The 14985-nt window shown below is 68.5% G+C and carries 13 protein-coding genes; 4 read left to right on the top strand and 9 right to left on the bottom strand.

The genetic code is table 11. The annotated features are described in order from the left end of the window. Window positions 1–66 precede the first annotated feature (66 nt). Both D892_RS0129240 and D892_RS0129235 read right to left on the bottom strand, forming a co-directional pair. Window positions 67–1014, bottom strand: coding sequence for an SDR family oxidoreductase (locus D892_RS0129240; protein WP_024804638.1), 948 nt, complete (start codon window positions 1012–1014; stop codon window positions 67–69). A gap of 37 nt (window positions 1015–1051) precedes the next feature. Then, on the bottom strand, window positions 1052–1807 hold the full coding sequence (locus D892_RS0129235) for an SDR family oxidoreductase (protein ID WP_024804637.1): 756 nt from the start codon (window positions 1805–1807) through the stop codon (window positions 1052–1054). A 118-nt stretch (window positions 1808–1925) separates the two neighbouring features. Between D892_RS0129235 and D892_RS42405 the strand changes: the two genes are divergently transcribed. Next, the gene (locus D892_RS42405; protein WP_051499199.1) at window positions 1926–2537 is read left to right on the top strand and encodes a TetR/AcrR family transcriptional regulator; all 612 of its coding nucleotides are present in this window, start codon (window positions 1926–1928) and stop codon (window positions 2535–2537) included. A 108-nt stretch (window positions 2538–2645) separates the two neighbouring features. Here the strand turns inward: D892_RS42405 and D892_RS0129225 are convergent, their stop codons facing one another. The 4 genes from D892_RS0129225 to D892_RS0129210 all read right to left on the bottom strand — a co-directional run bounded on the left by D892_RS0129225 (window position 2646) and on the right by D892_RS0129210 (window position 7171). After that, window positions 2646–3971, bottom strand: a complete 1326-nt coding sequence (locus tag D892_RS0129225; RefSeq protein ID WP_024804636.1) for an MFS transporter — start codon at window positions 3969–3971, stop codon at window positions 2646–2648. 204 nt (window positions 3972–4175) lie between these two features. After that, complete coding sequence (locus D892_RS0129220) at window positions 4176–5228, bottom strand: PDR/VanB family oxidoreductase (protein WP_156959735.1); 1053 nt, start codon at window positions 5226–5228, stop codon at window positions 4176–4178. Then, window positions 5209–6270 carry an aromatic ring-hydroxylating dioxygenase subunit alpha gene (locus D892_RS0129215; protein WP_024804634.1) on the bottom strand — a complete coding sequence of 354 codons (1062 nt, stop codon included), beginning with the start codon at window positions 6268–6270 and terminating at the stop codon, window positions 5209–5211. The genes D892_RS0129220 and D892_RS0129215 overlap by 20 nt, the downstream gene beginning before the upstream one ends. 202 nt (window positions 6271–6472) lie before the next feature. Next, window positions 6473–7171, bottom strand: coding sequence for a FadR/GntR family transcriptional regulator (locus D892_RS0129210; protein WP_232236198.1), 699 nt, complete (start codon window positions 7169–7171; stop codon window positions 6473–6475). Between the two features lie 261 nt (window positions 7172–7432). Between D892_RS0129210 and D892_RS0129205 the strand changes: the two genes are divergently transcribed. Genes D892_RS0129205 through D892_RS0129195 form a run of 3 tightly spaced genes read left to right on the top strand, consistent with a single transcriptional unit; the run spans window position 7433 to window position 11079 of the window. Beyond that, entirely contained in the window at window positions 7433–8572 is a 1140-nt protein-coding gene (locus tag D892_RS0129205) for an acetamidase/formamidase family protein (RefSeq protein WP_232236197.1), read from the top strand. Continuing rightward, window positions 8569–9768: an amidase family protein gene (locus D892_RS0129200; protein ID WP_024804631.1), complete on the top strand. Its 1200-nt coding sequence runs from the start codon at window positions 8569–8571 to the stop codon at window positions 9766–9768. The genes D892_RS0129205 and D892_RS0129200 overlap by 4 nt, the downstream gene beginning before the upstream one ends. Window positions 9769–9798: 30 nt before the next feature. Continuing rightward, window positions 9799–11079, top strand: coding sequence for an amidohydrolase/deacetylase family metallohydrolase (locus D892_RS0129195; RefSeq protein ID WP_024804630.1), 1281 nt, complete (start codon window positions 9799–9801; stop codon window positions 11077–11079). Window positions 11080–11135: 56 nt separating this feature from the next. Here D892_RS0129195 and D892_RS0129190 read toward each other — a convergent pair whose 3' ends face one another. The 3 genes from D892_RS0129190 to D892_RS0129180 form a co-directional block, all read right to left on the bottom strand. After that, window positions 11136–12062 (bottom strand): hypothetical protein, encoded by a 927-nt coding sequence (locus D892_RS0129190; RefSeq protein WP_156959734.1) that lies wholly within the window; start codon window positions 12060–12062, stop codon window positions 11136–11138. A 353-nt stretch (window positions 12063–12415) separates the two neighbouring features. Further along, the gene (locus D892_RS0129185) at window positions 12416–13657 is read right to left on the bottom strand and encodes an FAD-dependent oxidoreductase (protein ID WP_024804628.1); all 1242 of its coding nucleotides are present in this window, start codon (window positions 13655–13657) and stop codon (window positions 12416–12418) included. Next, complete coding sequence (locus D892_RS0129180; RefSeq protein ID WP_024804627.1) at window positions 13654–14928, bottom strand: DegT/DnrJ/EryC1/StrS family aminotransferase; 1275 nt, start codon at window positions 14926–14928, stop codon at window positions 13654–13656. Before D892_RS0129180 ends, D892_RS0129185 begins: the two co-directional genes overlap by 4 nt. Window positions 14929–14985 lie beyond the last annotated feature (57 nt).

Raw genomic sequence — 14985 nt, 5'->3', positions numbered from 1 at the left:
ACATGACGCCGCCCAGGAACTGAGGGATTTCGCCTCTCGCGCAACTCCACCCAGACTTCCCGGTAGTCAGCCGTCGTCGGGGAGGGAGACCTTGGTGAGCTCTTCGGAGAGTTGCCAGATGCGTTGGGCGTCATCGGGGTTGCGCAGTCGGGAGTAGAGCTTCTGCTCCGCGGGAGGTCCGCCGAGGTGACCGGGGCCGCTCGGTCCGTACAGTCGCCCGCCTCGGGCGTCGGCGGACGTCGCGGCATACAGGGCGGGGAGTTTCGCGGTCTCGACGGTGCCGACGATGATGCCGCGGGCGGACAGGAATCGGATGAGCCGCACGCGCGGGGTGTCCTGGGCGCGGCCCACCTCGGGGCGCGCGGCGAGCAGGTTCGTCGGTGCGACCCCGGGGTGGGACAGGTTGCTGCTGATCCCCCATCCGTCGGCCCGACTGCGGCGGTCGAGTTCGAGGCCGAAGAGCCCGACGGCGATCTTCGACTGGCTGTAAGCGCCCTCGCCGTGGTAGGAGCGTTCCCAGTTCGGGTCGTCCCAGTTGATGGCGCGCTGATCGGCCGCGACACTGACCTGGGAGGTCACGCGTGCGTGACCGGCACGCAGCAGCGGCAGCAGGTGGGCCACCAGGGCGAAGTGGCCGAGATGGTTGGTGCCGAACTGGAGCTCGAATCCGTCGGCGGTCGTCTGCCGGTCGGGTGGGGTCATGACGCCGGCGTTGTTGAGGAGGAGGTGGATCGGGCGGCCGTCCTGTCGCAGGCTCTCGGCGAGGACGGCGACGGAGTCGAGCGACGACAGGTCGAGGGCGTGCAGCGACACGGCCGCGTTCGGTATCGCCTGGCGGATCGTGGTGATCGCAGCCTCACCCTTGCGTTGATTCCGAACGGGCAGTAGCACCTCCGCCCCGGCCGCGGCGAGCCTCGTGGCGATTCCGAGGCCGATGCCGTCGCTTGCTCCGGTGACGACGGCGCGCTTCCCGGAAAGATCCGGAACGGTGATGTCGATCGGTGTGCGTGGCATGTGTTCGCTCCTGTCGGGTGTGGGGGCCGGTACGCCGCTATCCCGGGAGTCCGCCGCTGATGACCAGATTCTGGCCGCTCACCCACTGGGACAGGGGGCCGGCGAAGTACTCCGCCGCGTCCGCGACATCCTCTACCCTGCCGAGCCGGCCCCCGAGGGGACGCATGGCCAGGTTCTGGGCGCGGGTCGGAGAGTCTTCGGGAAGGTGGGTGAAGACTCCGGCACCCTCGATCTGCGTGGGAATGATGGTGTTGACGGTGACGCCACGGTTGCCGACCTCCTGAGCGAGCACCTCGACGGTGTACCGGTTGGCCATCTTGCTGGCGCCGTACAGGCCGACGCCCGGGATGGCCAGGCAGGTGGTGCTGGAGCCGATGTAGATGATCCTGCCGTTGTCCTCGACGTGCTCGGCGGCCTTCTGCAGCGTGAAGAACCCGCCCTTGGTGTTGATGGAGAACAGGCGGTCGAACTGTTCTTCCGTCACCTCGGCGATGGGCTGATCGATGATTTCGACACCGGCGTTGGCGACTACGATATCGATCTTTCCGAACGCGTCGACCGACTCCTCGTAAAGCCGCTCGAGGGCCCGCAGATCGGAGACGTCGGCCCGGATCGCGACCGCCTCCGATCCGAGGTCTCGGATGTCCTGCACGGTCTGTCGCGCGCCGGCTTCGTTGCCGGCGTAGTTGATCACCACACGGGCGCCGAGCGAGGCATACCGCAGGGCGATGGCCCTGCCGACCCCGCGGGCGGATCCGGTGACGAGAGCGACCTTGTCCTGCAGATCCGTCATGCCGATCTCCCCTCTCTGTGGACAGCTCCGGTTCCCGGGTGCAATGTGCCGGGTGCACACCACTACAATATCAGGCAGCTGTCTGATATTTGAGTATGGGCAGGTCAAGGAGGGACAGATGGTGCGCCGGGGGCCGGGCAGGCCGAAACGCGACGTTCGGACACCCGATCACGCAGAACTCATGCGCAACGGCTTGCGGGCCTTCGCCGAGCTGGGCTACGAAGCGGTTTCGGTCCGCGAGCTCAACGAGCGCCTCGGGATGGGGCACACGTTCGTCCACGACAGGTACGGGTCCAAGGAAGCCTTCTGGCAGGCGGTCGTCGCTCACGAGTTCCGGACCCTGGCCGCCGAACTGGCGCCCGCCCTGACATCGGAGCCGGACGACGACCTGGACTGGCTGGTGCGGGCAGTTCGGGTCTTCCACCGGGTCAGCGCGCATCACCCCGCTCTGAACAGGGTGATCGACTACGAGGCCGCCCGGGAATCCGGTCGGCTGGACTACTTGTTCACGTTGACCGAACCGCTGAATCAGGCCATCAGGCCCGTCTTCGAACGGCTGGTCGCCGCCGGGCGCGTCCGCGACATTCCCTGGCATGCCTTCCATTTCGCCGTCGTCAAACCCGCGTTGCTGTACGGGCAGGAGCCCTGGGCCCGCAGGTTCGGCCGGCCCGACGACGCCGATGACAGCGGCACGATCGCCGAGATCATCCTCCACGGGCTACTTACCTGAAACACCGCCGCAGACGGGCCCGGGCAGTCGCGGTAGCTCGCCGCTCTTCGCGGCGCAGCCGCGGCCGCGGGGTTGTGTGGCCAGGGGTTTCGACCGCCGGGCGGCCGGTCAGGCGTTCACCAGACCGGCGGACGGCGACTGTCGCGCCCGGCCCCGCGCCATGCCGCTGTGCAGCGCCCACACGCCGCCGATCGTGATCAGTTGCAGCACAATGTAATAGGCCGCGACCGCCCACTGGTTCCCGCCCGAGCCGGTGAGGATCCACTGCGACAGCAGCGGGGTGCCGCCGCCGACGATCGACGAACAGAGTTGGTAGGCAACGGAAACGCCCGAATACCGGACCTCGGGCGGGAACGCCGAGGACATCCAGTTCGCCAGGATCGCCCAGTACGCACCGTATCCCAGCGTGCTCAGGTAGAGCGTCACGGCGATGGCGGCGACATCGGCGGAGCCGATGGCGGCGAAGAACGGCACCGCCAGCACGATCATCGTGATCAAACCGCCGACCAGCACCCGGTATTCGCCCCAGGCGCCCGCCAGCCGGGCCGTCAGCGGCGTCCACAGGAACTGCAGGATCGACATGCCCAGCAGGACATTGAGGATCACGCTGCGGTTCATATCCAGCTCGCTGGTGGTCCAGGAGAGCAGGAAAGTGTTGTTGAAATAGACCGTCGTCGCCCCCGTGACGGCGACCGCCATGCCCAGCAGCAGGATTTTCGGGGTCTTGGTGAAGACGTCGGCGATCGGCAGCCGGACCGTCGCCTCGGCATTCTTCACCTCGGCGAACTCCCGGGATTCCGTGACGCGGAAACGGATGAACAATCCGACGCCCACGAGCACGGCCGACAGCAGGAACGGAATGCGCCAGCCCCAGGCCAGGAACTGATCGTCGGGCAGCATTCCGACGAGCATGAACGCGAGCGTGGACAGGATCGACCCGGCCGGCGAGCCCTGCTGCACCCAGGCTCCCGCCGAGGTCTTGCGCGCCGGGTCGGCGTTCTCGGTGGCCATGACCACGGCGCCGCCCCATTCGCCGCCGACCGCGAAGCCCTGCAGCGCGCGCAGCAGGATCAGCAGGATCGGGGCCCCGGCACCGATCTGCGCGTAGGTGGGCAGCAGGCCGATGGCCGTGGTCGCGGCGCCCATCAGCATCAGGGTCGCCACCAGAACGTTCTTGCGCCCCAGCCGGTCTCCGAAATGCCCGAAGAACGCGCCGCCGAGCGGCCGGGCGATGAATCCGACCCACATCGTCGCGAACGACGCCATCAGACCCGACCCGGCCGCGAATTCGGGGTAGAAGACCTTGCTGAAGACGAGAGCGGAGGCCGTGCCGAAGAGGAAGAAGTCGTACCATTCCGTCGCGGTGCCGACGAACGCCGCGAGGGTCGACCGTCGTTCCCGGCGCGATTCGCCGGTCGTTGTGTCCTGACTCATTGCTGGTCGTCCAATCCGTAATACTGATATCTCGGCTCGGAGGCCCTGGGCGACTCCGGCCAGGGACGACACTCGAGCCCGTTGCGTCGTCGGACGCCGGGTTCACAGCCGGGCGAGCCGACGGGTCGGATGCGGGGCTCCTTCCCGTTCGGCTCGCGTCGAAATACGCTGGGCCCGAAAGGATGCCGCTACACGGTGTCGGGGTTACAGATCCAGGACCAATGTCTCGCTGCCGCGGGCGCAGCAGATCATGACGGTTCCCAGTTCGTCGTGCTCGGCGGGCGAGCGTACGGAGTCCCGGTGTTCCGGTGCTCCCGCTACGACCCTCGATTCGCAGGCGCCGCAGACCCCTTCCTCGCAGGAGTACTCCACGTCCGCGCCGGCCGCCAGCAGTGCCTCGAGGATGGACTCGCCGGGCGGCACCGAGACCTCGATCGCCTGGCGAGCCAGGCGAACCCGGAACTCGTCCCCGGCCGGTGCGCCGATGCCGCCGCCGGCGGCCGCGAACCGCTCCGCATGCCACCGATGCCCGCGATCGCGCGCACACGATTCGGCGTGCCGCAGCATCCGCTCGGGTCCGCAGCAGTAGACGTCGGCGCCGGTGCCGATGTCGTCGAAGGCGGCGGCCAGCGGATGCGCCGCGCTCCCGTGGTGCACCGAGACGCGCGGGTCGGCGGACAGTTCGTCCAGGAACAGGGCGTGTTCCGCGGAGCGGCAGTAGTAGTGCAGCCGGGCCCGGTGCCCGATCTCCGTCAGCCGCGCCAGCATCGAATAGATCGGCGTGATGCCTATGCCGCCGGCCAGGAGCAGATGCTCGGTGACGTTCTCGTCGATCCGGAAGTTGTTGCGCGGTCCGGTAACTCGCACTGTCGTGCCGACCCGCATGCCGTCATGGATCCACCGCGACCCACCGCGACCGGCCGCCGTCCGCCGCACGGCCACGACATAACCGGTCGGGGTGCACAGCGGCAGCAGTAGCGAGTACTGGCGGACCCTCGACGACGACTCGAGCGGTACGCCGTCGGGAAGCCGGATATCTATGTGCGCGCCCGCTTCCGCCCGCGGCAGCGTCCGCCCGTCGAGCGACTCGAGCCGAACGAACACCGAGTCGGTCCCGGCGTACTCGATCGCGCGGACCAGCATCGGGAAGCCGGCGAGAGCTTCCTCCGAATCCGCTACCGCGTCGGCAGTTCCCGAATCCGCTACCGCGTCGGTGGTACCCGAATCCGCTACCGCGTCAGTGGTTCCCGAAAGCACCGTAGGTTACCCCTTTGGCTCGTAACCAACTCCGGTACTTCTGCCCGAGCAGATCGCTGCGGTGATGCAGCTCATAGCGGAGTTCCACCGGAATACGTTCCGGCCGTTGGGTATCCACGATGGCGCTGTCCTGGGCATAGACAAGGTCCTGACGCTTGCGGACCTCGTCGTCGGTCGGCAGCGGGTCGAAGTTCATCGCACAACAGATCCGGACGATGCTGGTCGTCTGGTCCACCGGCTGGGCGGTGAAGTACGTGACGAACCGGTCGGCGTCGTTGCCCCGGTGCGCCTGCTCCGGATCGTCGATCACCACCCGCTTCTTGAAGTACGCGACGAACGGCCGCATGATCCGGTACGCGTAGTAGGCGATGACCGGTATCTCGCGGGGATCGCCGTAGGGCTGGGTCACCCGGACCTCCGTCGTGCTCAGGCCCTCGGCGTCGTCGACGGTCACCTCGTACGGCGCGATCGGGTCGGGCTCGTCGGCGATGCCGTTCACGCCGGCGTGCACGAACGGGAAATGCGTTGCGTCGACGAAGTTCTCGAGTGCGCGGTACGCCGACCGGAACCGGTACGGCCCGCAGACGACCTTCTTGTACGCCGCGTCCTCCCACTCCGGGAAATCGGCAATCTCGCCGCGGGGCTCGCCGAGGCAGACCCACACCAGCCCGTACCTCTCCCGGACGTGGTGCGTGATCGCCCGGGCCTTCTTCATCGGCGTCTCGCGCGGCGACGCGGGCATGAACACGCACCGCGCGGAGCCGTCGTAGTTCCAGCCGTGGTACGGGCAGACGACGCGGTTGTCCTTCACGAAACCCTCGGACAGCCGGGCGCCCCGGTGGACACACAGGTCCTCCCAGGCGTGCAGGTCCCCCTCCCGGTCGCGCCAGACGACCAGATCCCGTTCCAGCAGTGTCGTCGCGTAGAGGTCGCCGTAGGATATCTCCGCCGACGACGCGACCACATGCCAGTCGTCGAGCAGCACATCGTCGGTGCAGCCGGGTGATTCCAGGCTGGTAATCGGCTTCGGGGGCGCTGTCATGGGAGTGTCTCCTCGATACAGGAATGCGCGTGCGTAGCGCAGACTACGCTATCGAAGATTGGTCGGACCATCAATTGCGGTGCCGTTAAATATGGCCGTATTCATGACACAGCCACGAAGCTTTCCGGAAACGCCGGATTCACGCGCATCCCGCACGGATGCGCGTCCTCCGCTATTCCGGCTCGACGATCCGGTGCGGGATTCAGAGGCGCCGCAGCCCGATTTCCTTCACTTCCCGCAGGTGACGCTCCATGGCCGCGCCGGCGGCGTCGGCATCGCGCGCCACCACCGCCGCGAGGATCGACCGATGCCCCTCGATCGATATCCGGCGGCCCAGGGCGCTCGAATGCGACAGTTCGCGGGTGCGTTCGGTCCAGCTCGCCGTCATCGAGCACAGCGTGACCAGCAGCGGGTTCTGGGCGGCCCGGGCAAGCAGGTTGTGGAACTCGACGTCCAGGGCGATGGATTCGGCCGATTCCAGGTCCTCGGTGGAGGATTCGAGGACCTCGGTCAGCGCGACAATATTGGATTCCACCGCGCGGCGGGCCGCCAACTGGGCGATCCGCGGTTCCACGATATCGCGGAGTTCGACGGCGTTGCCGAGTTCGGCGTCGATCACCGACAGGTTGTCGAGCAGCTCGGCCGCGCTGCGCGAGCGCGGTGCGACGATGCTGCCGCGCCCCTGATGCCGCTCGATCAGCTTCTTCTGCTCGAGCTCGAACATGGCCTCGCGCAACGAGGTTCGCGACACTCCCAGGTCGGCGGCGAGATCCCGCTCCGGCGGCAGCCGGTCCCCCGGGCGGAACGCCTCGGTGACGATCATGCGCTCCAGATGGGCCGCGACTTCCGCGCTGACGCTGCGGTTTCGGCGCGGCAGCGGTGGAATCGGCGTAGACGTCATGCCCAGAGCGTAATGGGGCCGCCGACCCACCGCACGAATCGATACCGGGCAGGTCGCGGCGCCTCGCGGGGCGACACCGCCGCGCCGTCGTTCGCCCCCGAACGCGCATCCTCGGAACTTTCCGATTTCATTTCCGAAAGGTTTCCGGAAGTTACGTTCGGCGATCGGAGTTGCATACCGGTGCGGTCCGAAATAATCTGCGATCAAGTGGTTGGACCATTCAATCCATTCCCCGGCTCCGACTCCCGGAAGGAATCCTCGGTGACACTCTCGGCGCTGATGCCGGACGGCTTTGCCGTCGTACAGCCGGGTCTGGCTTCCGGCGGGCAGGCCACCTACATACCCGCCGGCCCCGATACCGTGCTCTGGGGCCGGCTTCCGATGCGCGGCGAGCGGCCGGTCGCCACCGTCGGCCCGGGCGACACCGTCGTCTTGGATACGGTGAGCCACGAGGGCATCCTCGAGGATCAGGGTTCGGACCCGGTCGCGTACTTCGGCCGGCACGGCGTGCCCCGCGACAGCATCCTGTCCGACGCCGTCGAGATCTGCACCCGCTTGACGAGGAACCCGGCAACCGATGGGCCGCATATCATTACGGGCCCCGTGGCCGTCGCGGGTGCGGTGCCCGGAGATCTCCTCGCCGTCCGCATCGACCGGTTGCAGATGCGCGCGCCCTACGGTGTCATCTCCACCCGCCACGGCCGCGGCGTGCGGACCGGGCGGCCGGACGTGGACGGCGCGTACGGAGGGTTCTGCCGCGTCGTGGACGAGGGCGGGAGCTGGTACGGCTCGATTCCGCTGCACCGCAACGGCTCCGAGCAGGCGAGGTTTCCGCTGTCGCCGTTCCTGGGCACGATCGGCGTGGCCACCGACACCGCGGAACGCGCCAACTCCACCCCGCCCGGACCGCACGGCGGCAACATCGATATCAAGCTCCTGACCCCGGGCGCCACCCTGTTCCTGCCGGTGCAGGCCCCGGGCGCCCTGTTGTACGTCGGAGATCCGCATTTCGCGCAGGGCAACGGCGAGGTGGCGCTCACCGCGTTCGAGGCGCCGCTGCGCGCCTGGCTGACCGTCGACGTCGTCCCCGCCGCGCTCGCCGCCGAATTGTCCGCGGTGCGCGGTCCGTTCGCCACGGCGGGCGGATTCGTGATCCCGACCGGCCTCGACGCCGACCTGAACCGCGGCCTCGAGCTGTGCGTGGCGAACGCCGTGGAACTGCTGCACGCGCTGTTCGAGATGGAGCCCCGCCAGGCCTACCTGTACCTCAGTGCGGCAACGGATTTCACCATCTCGCAGGCGGTCGACCTGGTGTCCGGCGTGCACGGGCAGATCCGGACCGCCGACTTCGCCCGGTCCCGCGACAGCGAACTCGCCCGGCGCATCCTGGGGCCACGATGAGCGCACCGGCCGCCTCCGACATCCCGCACGATCCCGCCGTGTGGCGAATCGTGGGCGCCCCGCTCGTGGCGGCGACCGGACACGGCGCGCTCGACGGCCGGACCGTGGCGGTCAAGGACCTGTTCGCGGTCGCCGGATTCGCCACCGGCGCAGGTGTTTCCGATTTCGGGTCGAGCCGCGATCCCGCCGATGCGCACGCGCCGGTCGTCTCGGCCCTGCTGGACGCGGGTGCGCACATCGGCGGGATCGCGCACACCGACGAGTTCGCGTTCAGCATCAACGGCATCAACAGGACCTACGGCACGGCCGTCAATCCCGCCGCGCCCGACCGGCTGCCCGGCGGTTCGACCTGCGGCCCCGCCGTCGCGGTCGCCCGCGGCGAGGCCGCGATCGGATTGGGTACCGACACAGCCGGATCCATCCGGGTCCCCGCCGCGTATCAGTGCCTGTGGGGCCTGCGCACCACGCACGGTGCGGTCCCGACCACCGGCGTCGTGCCGCTGGCACCGTCGTTCGATGCCGTCGGCTGGGTCACCCGGGACGTGCATACGCTCATCGCCACCACCGACGTCCTCGTCCCCCGCATCCCGCCGCCGGCGCGCGCCCAGGATCTCGTCGTCGATCCCCGGTTGCTCCGCTCCGCCGATCCCGAGATCGCCGACGCGGCTTTCGCTGCGGCCCGGGCTCTTTCCGCACGATCGTTCGAACCGGCGATCGACCCGGACGCGATATACGAGGCGTTCCGGGCCGTCCAGGCGCACGAAGCATGGACCGCGCACGGCCCGTGGGTCACCGCGCACCCGGACTCCCTCTCCGACGATGTGCGGCAACGGTTCCGGTACGGCGCCACCCTCGACGAGGCGGCCGTCGCGGACGCGCGCCGAGTGCTGGCCTCGGCCGCGAGAGCACTCCGGGCGGCGCTCGCCGGACGGGCATTGCTGCTCCCGACCGCGGCCGCCGTCGCACCGCTGCGGACCAGCGGCGCACCGGAACTCGACGCCGCACGCGCCCGCACCGTCCGGTTGACCTGCCTCGCCTCGGCGGCCGGCCTCCCCGCGGTGAACATCCCGATTCGCACGGCCGACGGCCTGCCCGCCGGTCTGTGCCTGGTGGGTGCCCGCAACACCGACCACCATCTGGTGCGCACCGCCCGCACCGCGGCCGCCGCGCTGCCCCGGCACCTGCACCCGACCTGAGCACCACCAACCCGTTGGGAGATCGACACCATGCCTTCCCCGATCGAACCGTACGACCTCATGCTCCGCGGCGGGCGCGTAATCAGCCCCGCGAACGGCATCGACGGCCTCTTCGACGTCGGCATCCGGGACGGCCGGATCACCGCGATCGAGCCGGCTCTCACGCCCGGTGCTGCGCGCGAGGTTACGGATGTCGGTGGGCGGCTGGTACTTCCGGGGCTGATCGATACGCACGCGCATGTCTTCCAGTACGTCTCCGGACGATTCGGCCTGAACCCGGACATGGTCGGCGTGCGGTCCGGCGTGACCACCGTGGTCGACCAGGGCGGACCGTCGTGCATGACGCTTCCCGGTTTCCGGCACTTCATCGCCGAACCCGCCCGCACCCGGGTGCTGGCGTTCCTGTCCGCCTATCTCGTCGGCGGCCTCGAGGGGCATCTCTACGACCAGCTGTACAGCCCGTCGGGGGTCGATGTGAACGCGACGGTCGCCGCCGCCGTCGCCAATCCGGATCTCGTGCGGGGCATCAAGGCGCACGCCGAGATCGGCGGCTTCGCCCGGTGGGGCATCGGGGTCATCGAGCTGGCCGCGGAGATCGCGCACCGGGCGCGGCTGCCGCTGTACGTGCACTTCGGGCAGCTCTGGAAGCTGCCCGACACCGGCGCGAACGGGGAGGACGCCGACACCATCCTGGAGCGGGTCATCCCGCTGCTCGACGAGGGCGACATCCTCGCCCACCCGTTCACGCGGCATCCGGGTGGATTCGTGAACCGGAACGGCGAGGTGCACACGGTGATCCGGGCCGCGCTCGATCGCGGCCTGAAGATCGATGTCGGGCACGGCAGCCATTTCTCGTACCGGCTGGCCGCCAAGGCCATCGAGGCCGGCATCGTTCCGCACACCCTCGGCGCCGACATGCACGGCTACAACACGGAGGTCCCCTCCCCTGCCGGAACTCCCGCCGAACATCCGGACGACGAGAACCACCCGTTCAAGGGCCAGGCGCGGTTCAGCCTCACCCAGGCGATGAGTTCGATGCTGGCGCTGGGGCTTTCGCTGGAGCAGGTGGTTGCGATGGTGACCGCCAACCCCGCCGTGATGCTGGGGCTCGAGCACGAGCTGGGGGCGATCGAAGTCGGCCGGGCCGCGGACATCACGGTGCTGAACGACGAACGCGGCGCATTCGCACTGCGCGACAACGAGGATACGAGAGTGACCGCCGACCGGCTCCTCACACCGCAGTTCTGCCTGCGCGACGGCATCCGGTTCGACTGCGACTCCCCGATCCTGCCCACCGCGATACCCGCATGACGGCAAATCCCCTCGGGGCGTGGTCCTTACCGGCCTGGAGCGCTTCGAAGACCCGCCTACTGCGGAAGAGCAGCGGGCTCGGGTTCGAATACGGTGGGCCGCGCGGGGAAATGGTGGTGTGTGCCGAACCACTCCTGCACTCCCTCGGCGGCCAGCAGGCGGCGGGCGGCGGGCTCCTCGACGAGGTACTCGACGAGGGCCAGCAGCAGGTTGGACTCGCATCTCGCCAGATAGGCCGGAATGCCGAACTCACCGGGCCGGTCGAACAATCGGTTGGTCACCGGTGCTGCCGAGTCGGTCAGGCGCAGGACGATGGTGGGGCCCGCGCGCAGGTAAGCGGCGACGTACTGCGTTCTGCTGTCCACTCCGGCGATATCGTCCCAGGACACGAACCGGTCCTTCGCCCGCAAGTCCCGCAGCGGATTACGCCGGACGATGCCCGACGGGTACAGCTCGACATGAATGCGCCAGCGCGCGGCGAGCAGCACCGGCACCAGGCCGGCGAGCAGCACCACCGAGCCGGCGAAGGCGGCCGTCGCCCAGTCGTGATCGAGCGCGGAGAACGGGAAGGATTCGCCGACGCCGATCCATCGCGCCCACCAGCACGCTTGCCCGAACACGATGAACCCCAACAGAGTCGAGACAAGGGGAACGATCCGAGTGGGGTGACTCACCCGGACACCCGCACCCCGCTCGGAATCCGAGCACCTGCGGACCGGAAGACCGAAAACGATCGACGACCGTGGCACCACCTCGCGGAGCAACCCCAGCGCCATCGCCATGATGCCCATCGAAGCGACGGCGAGGCCCGCACCCCCAACGGTCACCACGAGCGGCTCAGTGCCCCAGCGGGATACCACGACAACCGCCCAGACGAAGGCCGCCACCGCGATTCCGGCGATCAGCCCGGCCAGCGGCACGGTCACGGACACGGGACGACCGGTCGGCCACAGCTCACGAACCGGCAGCTGCGGAAACCTCACCCGCGCAACCGGATTCGTGTCACTTCTCCGGGAGAGCCGCCGGGAGGCAACGTCGGCACTCCAACGCCTGAGGCCCAGGTACCGATGGCGAGCGACGTCGACCACCGTCCCCATGATCTGTCGGTAATTCATCACAATGTGGACGAAACCTACCACTGCCCCGCCCCACCGGCTCGCCCTCCGCGCACATCGGCATGTGCGTCCGCTGCGCAAGATCACCTGTAAGCCAACCGTCGGTCGGTGTCCGAACCGACACCGAATCCGTTCCGGTAACAGACGATATCGAACGGGCCGTCGAGATCAGTTCCTGGGCGGCGTCGTTTCGGATCGAGGACGCTGCGACGGCCCGATGTTCACGGCGTCCTGGGTCGGGCGTGGGACAGCGGAGGCTCGGTCGCCGAAGGGTCTGCCGGCGGGATGTCGTCCGGTCCGGGGAGCGCGAGCCGCGCGACGTCGTAGGTCGTCGTCCCGTCCAGGCACAACTGGGCGCACACCACGCCGAGCAGCGGCACGAACTTGAAACCCCAGCCCCCCGTGCAGATCACCACGTTGTCGCCACCGTCGAAGCGCTCCGCCGCGGTGCCGAGGAAGAACTGCCGGGCGGGGTCGGCGGGCAGCACGGCCAGGCAGGTCTCCCGCGCCAGTGGTCGCGGATCCACCGCGGGCAGATGGCGTTCGATCCAGTCGCAGACCCTGCCGACGTGCCGCGGGTCGGGTACGCCGCGCGCCTGTTCGGGCTGCTCGAGCGGGTCGACTTCGAAGACCGGGCCCACCCGGACCCGATCGGTGTTCTGCCAGATATCGGGCGGGAAGCCGTAGAAGAGGTTGGTGTCCTCCTCGGTCGGTTCCTGGAAGACGTACCAGAACGGGTAGCGGGCGTTGTGCTCGCGCCCGCGCAAGGTCACCAGCGCCATCTCGAACACGTTCAGGTCGAGTCCGGCGCCGAGCGGCTCCAGCAGCCGGTTGGCGTAGGGGCCGTTGGCCAGCACCACCTTCGCGGCGCGCACTCGCCCGCGCGGGGTGCGCAGCCGAACACCGTCGCGATCGGGTTCGAGCCCGAGCACCGGTTCGCCCGCGCGCAGTACGCAACCCGCCGAATCCGCGAGCCGCAGCAACCCTTCGACGGTGGCGCGCACGTCGACCGCGCCGCCGTCGGGCTGGACGAAGCCCTCGAAATGGCGAGGCAGCTGCGCGAATCCGTAGCGCCGTTCGATCTCGGCCGCAGTGAGCCACCGGTAGGGAATCGACAGCGCGTCCATGGTGCGGGCGGTCGCCGAGATCTTGCCCTCGTTGGTGGCCACGTCGATATCGCCGAACCACAGGCTGCCGAACGCGTGCACCAACCGGCGTCCGCACGCCTCCTCCAGGTCCCGCCACAGTGGCAGCGCCTCCCCGGTCAGCCTGCACAGGTCGGGCTCGGTGTACTGCAACCGCCAGTGCCGCTCCGCGCCACTGGTTCCGCACCGCTCGTTGCCGAAGGTGAACTGCTCGAAGACCGCAACCCGCGCGCCGCGGCGGGCCGCTCGCCATGCCGAGGCCAGTCCCACCGGGCCGCCGCCGATTACGGCGATGTCGTAGTGCTCCGCTGCGTTCATTGCGCCGCACCTTCCGTGTCGCCCGACGTGGCGGCCGCGATCGGTCGACTCCGGACCTCCTGGCGCAGCACGGTATCCAGTCGGGACACCACTTGCTCGACCTGAGCGTCGGTGGCACCGGGATGGCAGGGCAGGTTCACCTGCTGCCGGAACCACATGCGCTCGGCGACCGGGCATTCCTCGACGCCGTGTCCCCTGGCCGCCCATTCTGCGAGCAGGTGCATCGGAAAGTACCGCAGCTGCATCTGCACGCCGAGTGCGTCGAGGCGGGAGACCAATCGGTCGCGCTGCATTCCGCTCGCCGGATCGACGAAGAAGGTGTAGAGGTGGTGGGCGTGCCGAATCGGCCCCGACTGCTGCTGGATCCGAACCCCGGGGTATCGCGAGAGCACGTCGGTGTAGGCTCCGGCGATCTGGTGGCGTCTGCGCACCATCCGGTCCAGTTTGGCCATCTGCACGACGCCGACCGCCGCGTTCGGTTCCGCCAGTGTGGCGTTCGTCCCGGCGTAACGCAGCCGCGTACAGCCGTGAGTGTAGGCGTAACCGGGATGCATCATCCACGGGTGCGCGCTCGTGCTCGGTCCGATGGACCGCACCTTCTCGTGGTAGACCGCGTCGGCGTCGTTGGAGCGGATGCGGTCCACTCGCTCCGCGAGGCTCCGGTCGAAGAGGGTTATCATGCCCCCTTCCCCCAGGGTGGTGATGTTCTTGCTGGAATGGAAGCTGAAGCAACCGATATCGGCCAGCGCACCGGGTTTGCGGCCACGGTATTCCGCGCCGAGGGCATGCGCGCAGTCCTCGATCACGGTGATGCCGTGCCGGCGCGCGATGGCCATGATGGTGTCCATCTCACACGGCAGCCCGCCGTAGTGCACGAGCACGATGGCCCTGGTTCGGCCGGTGATCAGCGATTCCATTCGGGCCGGGTCGATATTCAGCGAGTCCGCCTCGACATCGCAGAAACGCACCCGCACAGGATAGTTCAGCAGCGGCTGCACACTGGCCTTGTAAGTCTGCGGCGTTGCGATCACCTCGTCGCCGGCGTTCAGGTCGAGCAGATGTATCGCGATCTCCAGCGCGACCGTCCCGCTCGTCAGCGAGAGGGCGTACGGTACGCCGAGATGTTCACGGAAACGTCGCTCGAACTCTGCGCGCCACCGTCCACCCGACAAGCTTTCCCCGGAATTCACCAATTGGGTCAGCACGCTTATCTCGTGCTCACCGAGAAGGGACCCGATTTGCGGATAAGGGATCGTGTAGGGATAGTCCACCGTCCACCTCCAGGATTCGGCCGTTTGCACACCTGTGGCACCCGAGAAATGCAATCC

The sequence above is a fragment of the Nocardia sp. BMG51109 genome (assembly GCF_000526215.1).
Classification (GTDB): Bacteria; Actinomycetota; Actinomycetes; order Mycobacteriales; family Mycobacteriaceae; genus Nocardia.
The sequence above is the reverse complement of the archived record's forward strand: the minus strand, read 5'-3'. Positions and strand labels throughout refer to the sequence as shown.

Coding starts and splice junctions, on each gene's coding strand:
- D892_RS0129240 (WP_024804638.1), bottom strand. CDS start 1,014: ATGCCACGCACACCGATCGACATCACCGTTCCGGATCTTTCCGGGAAG.
- D892_RS0129235 (WP_024804637.1), bottom strand. CDS start 1,807: ATGACGGATCTGCAGGACAAGGTCGCTCTCGTCACCGGATCCGCCCGC.
- D892_RS42405 (WP_051499199.1), top strand. CDS start 1,926: ATGGTGCGCCGGGGGCCGGGCAGGCCGAAACGCGACGTTCGGACACCC.
- D892_RS0129225 (WP_024804636.1), bottom strand. CDS start 3,971: ATGAGTCAGGACACAACGACCGGCGAATCGCGCCGGGAACGACGGTCG.
- D892_RS0129215 (WP_024804634.1), bottom strand. CDS start 6,270: ATGACAGCGCCCCCGAAGCCGATTACCAGCCTGGAATCACCCGGCTGC.
- D892_RS0129210 (WP_232236198.1), bottom strand. CDS start 7,171: ATGACGTCTACGCCGATTCCACCGCTGCCGCGCCGAAACCGCAGCGTC.
- D892_RS0129200 (WP_024804631.1), top strand. CDS start 8,569: ATGAGCGCACCGGCCGCCTCCGACATCCCGCACGATCCCGCCGTGTGG.
- D892_RS0129195 (WP_024804630.1), top strand. CDS start 9,799: ATGCCTTCCCCGATCGAACCGTACGACCTCATGCTCCGCGGCGGGCGC.
- D892_RS0129185 (WP_024804628.1), bottom strand. CDS start 13,657: ATGAACGCAGCGGAGCACTACGACATCGCCGTAATCGGCGGCGGCCCG.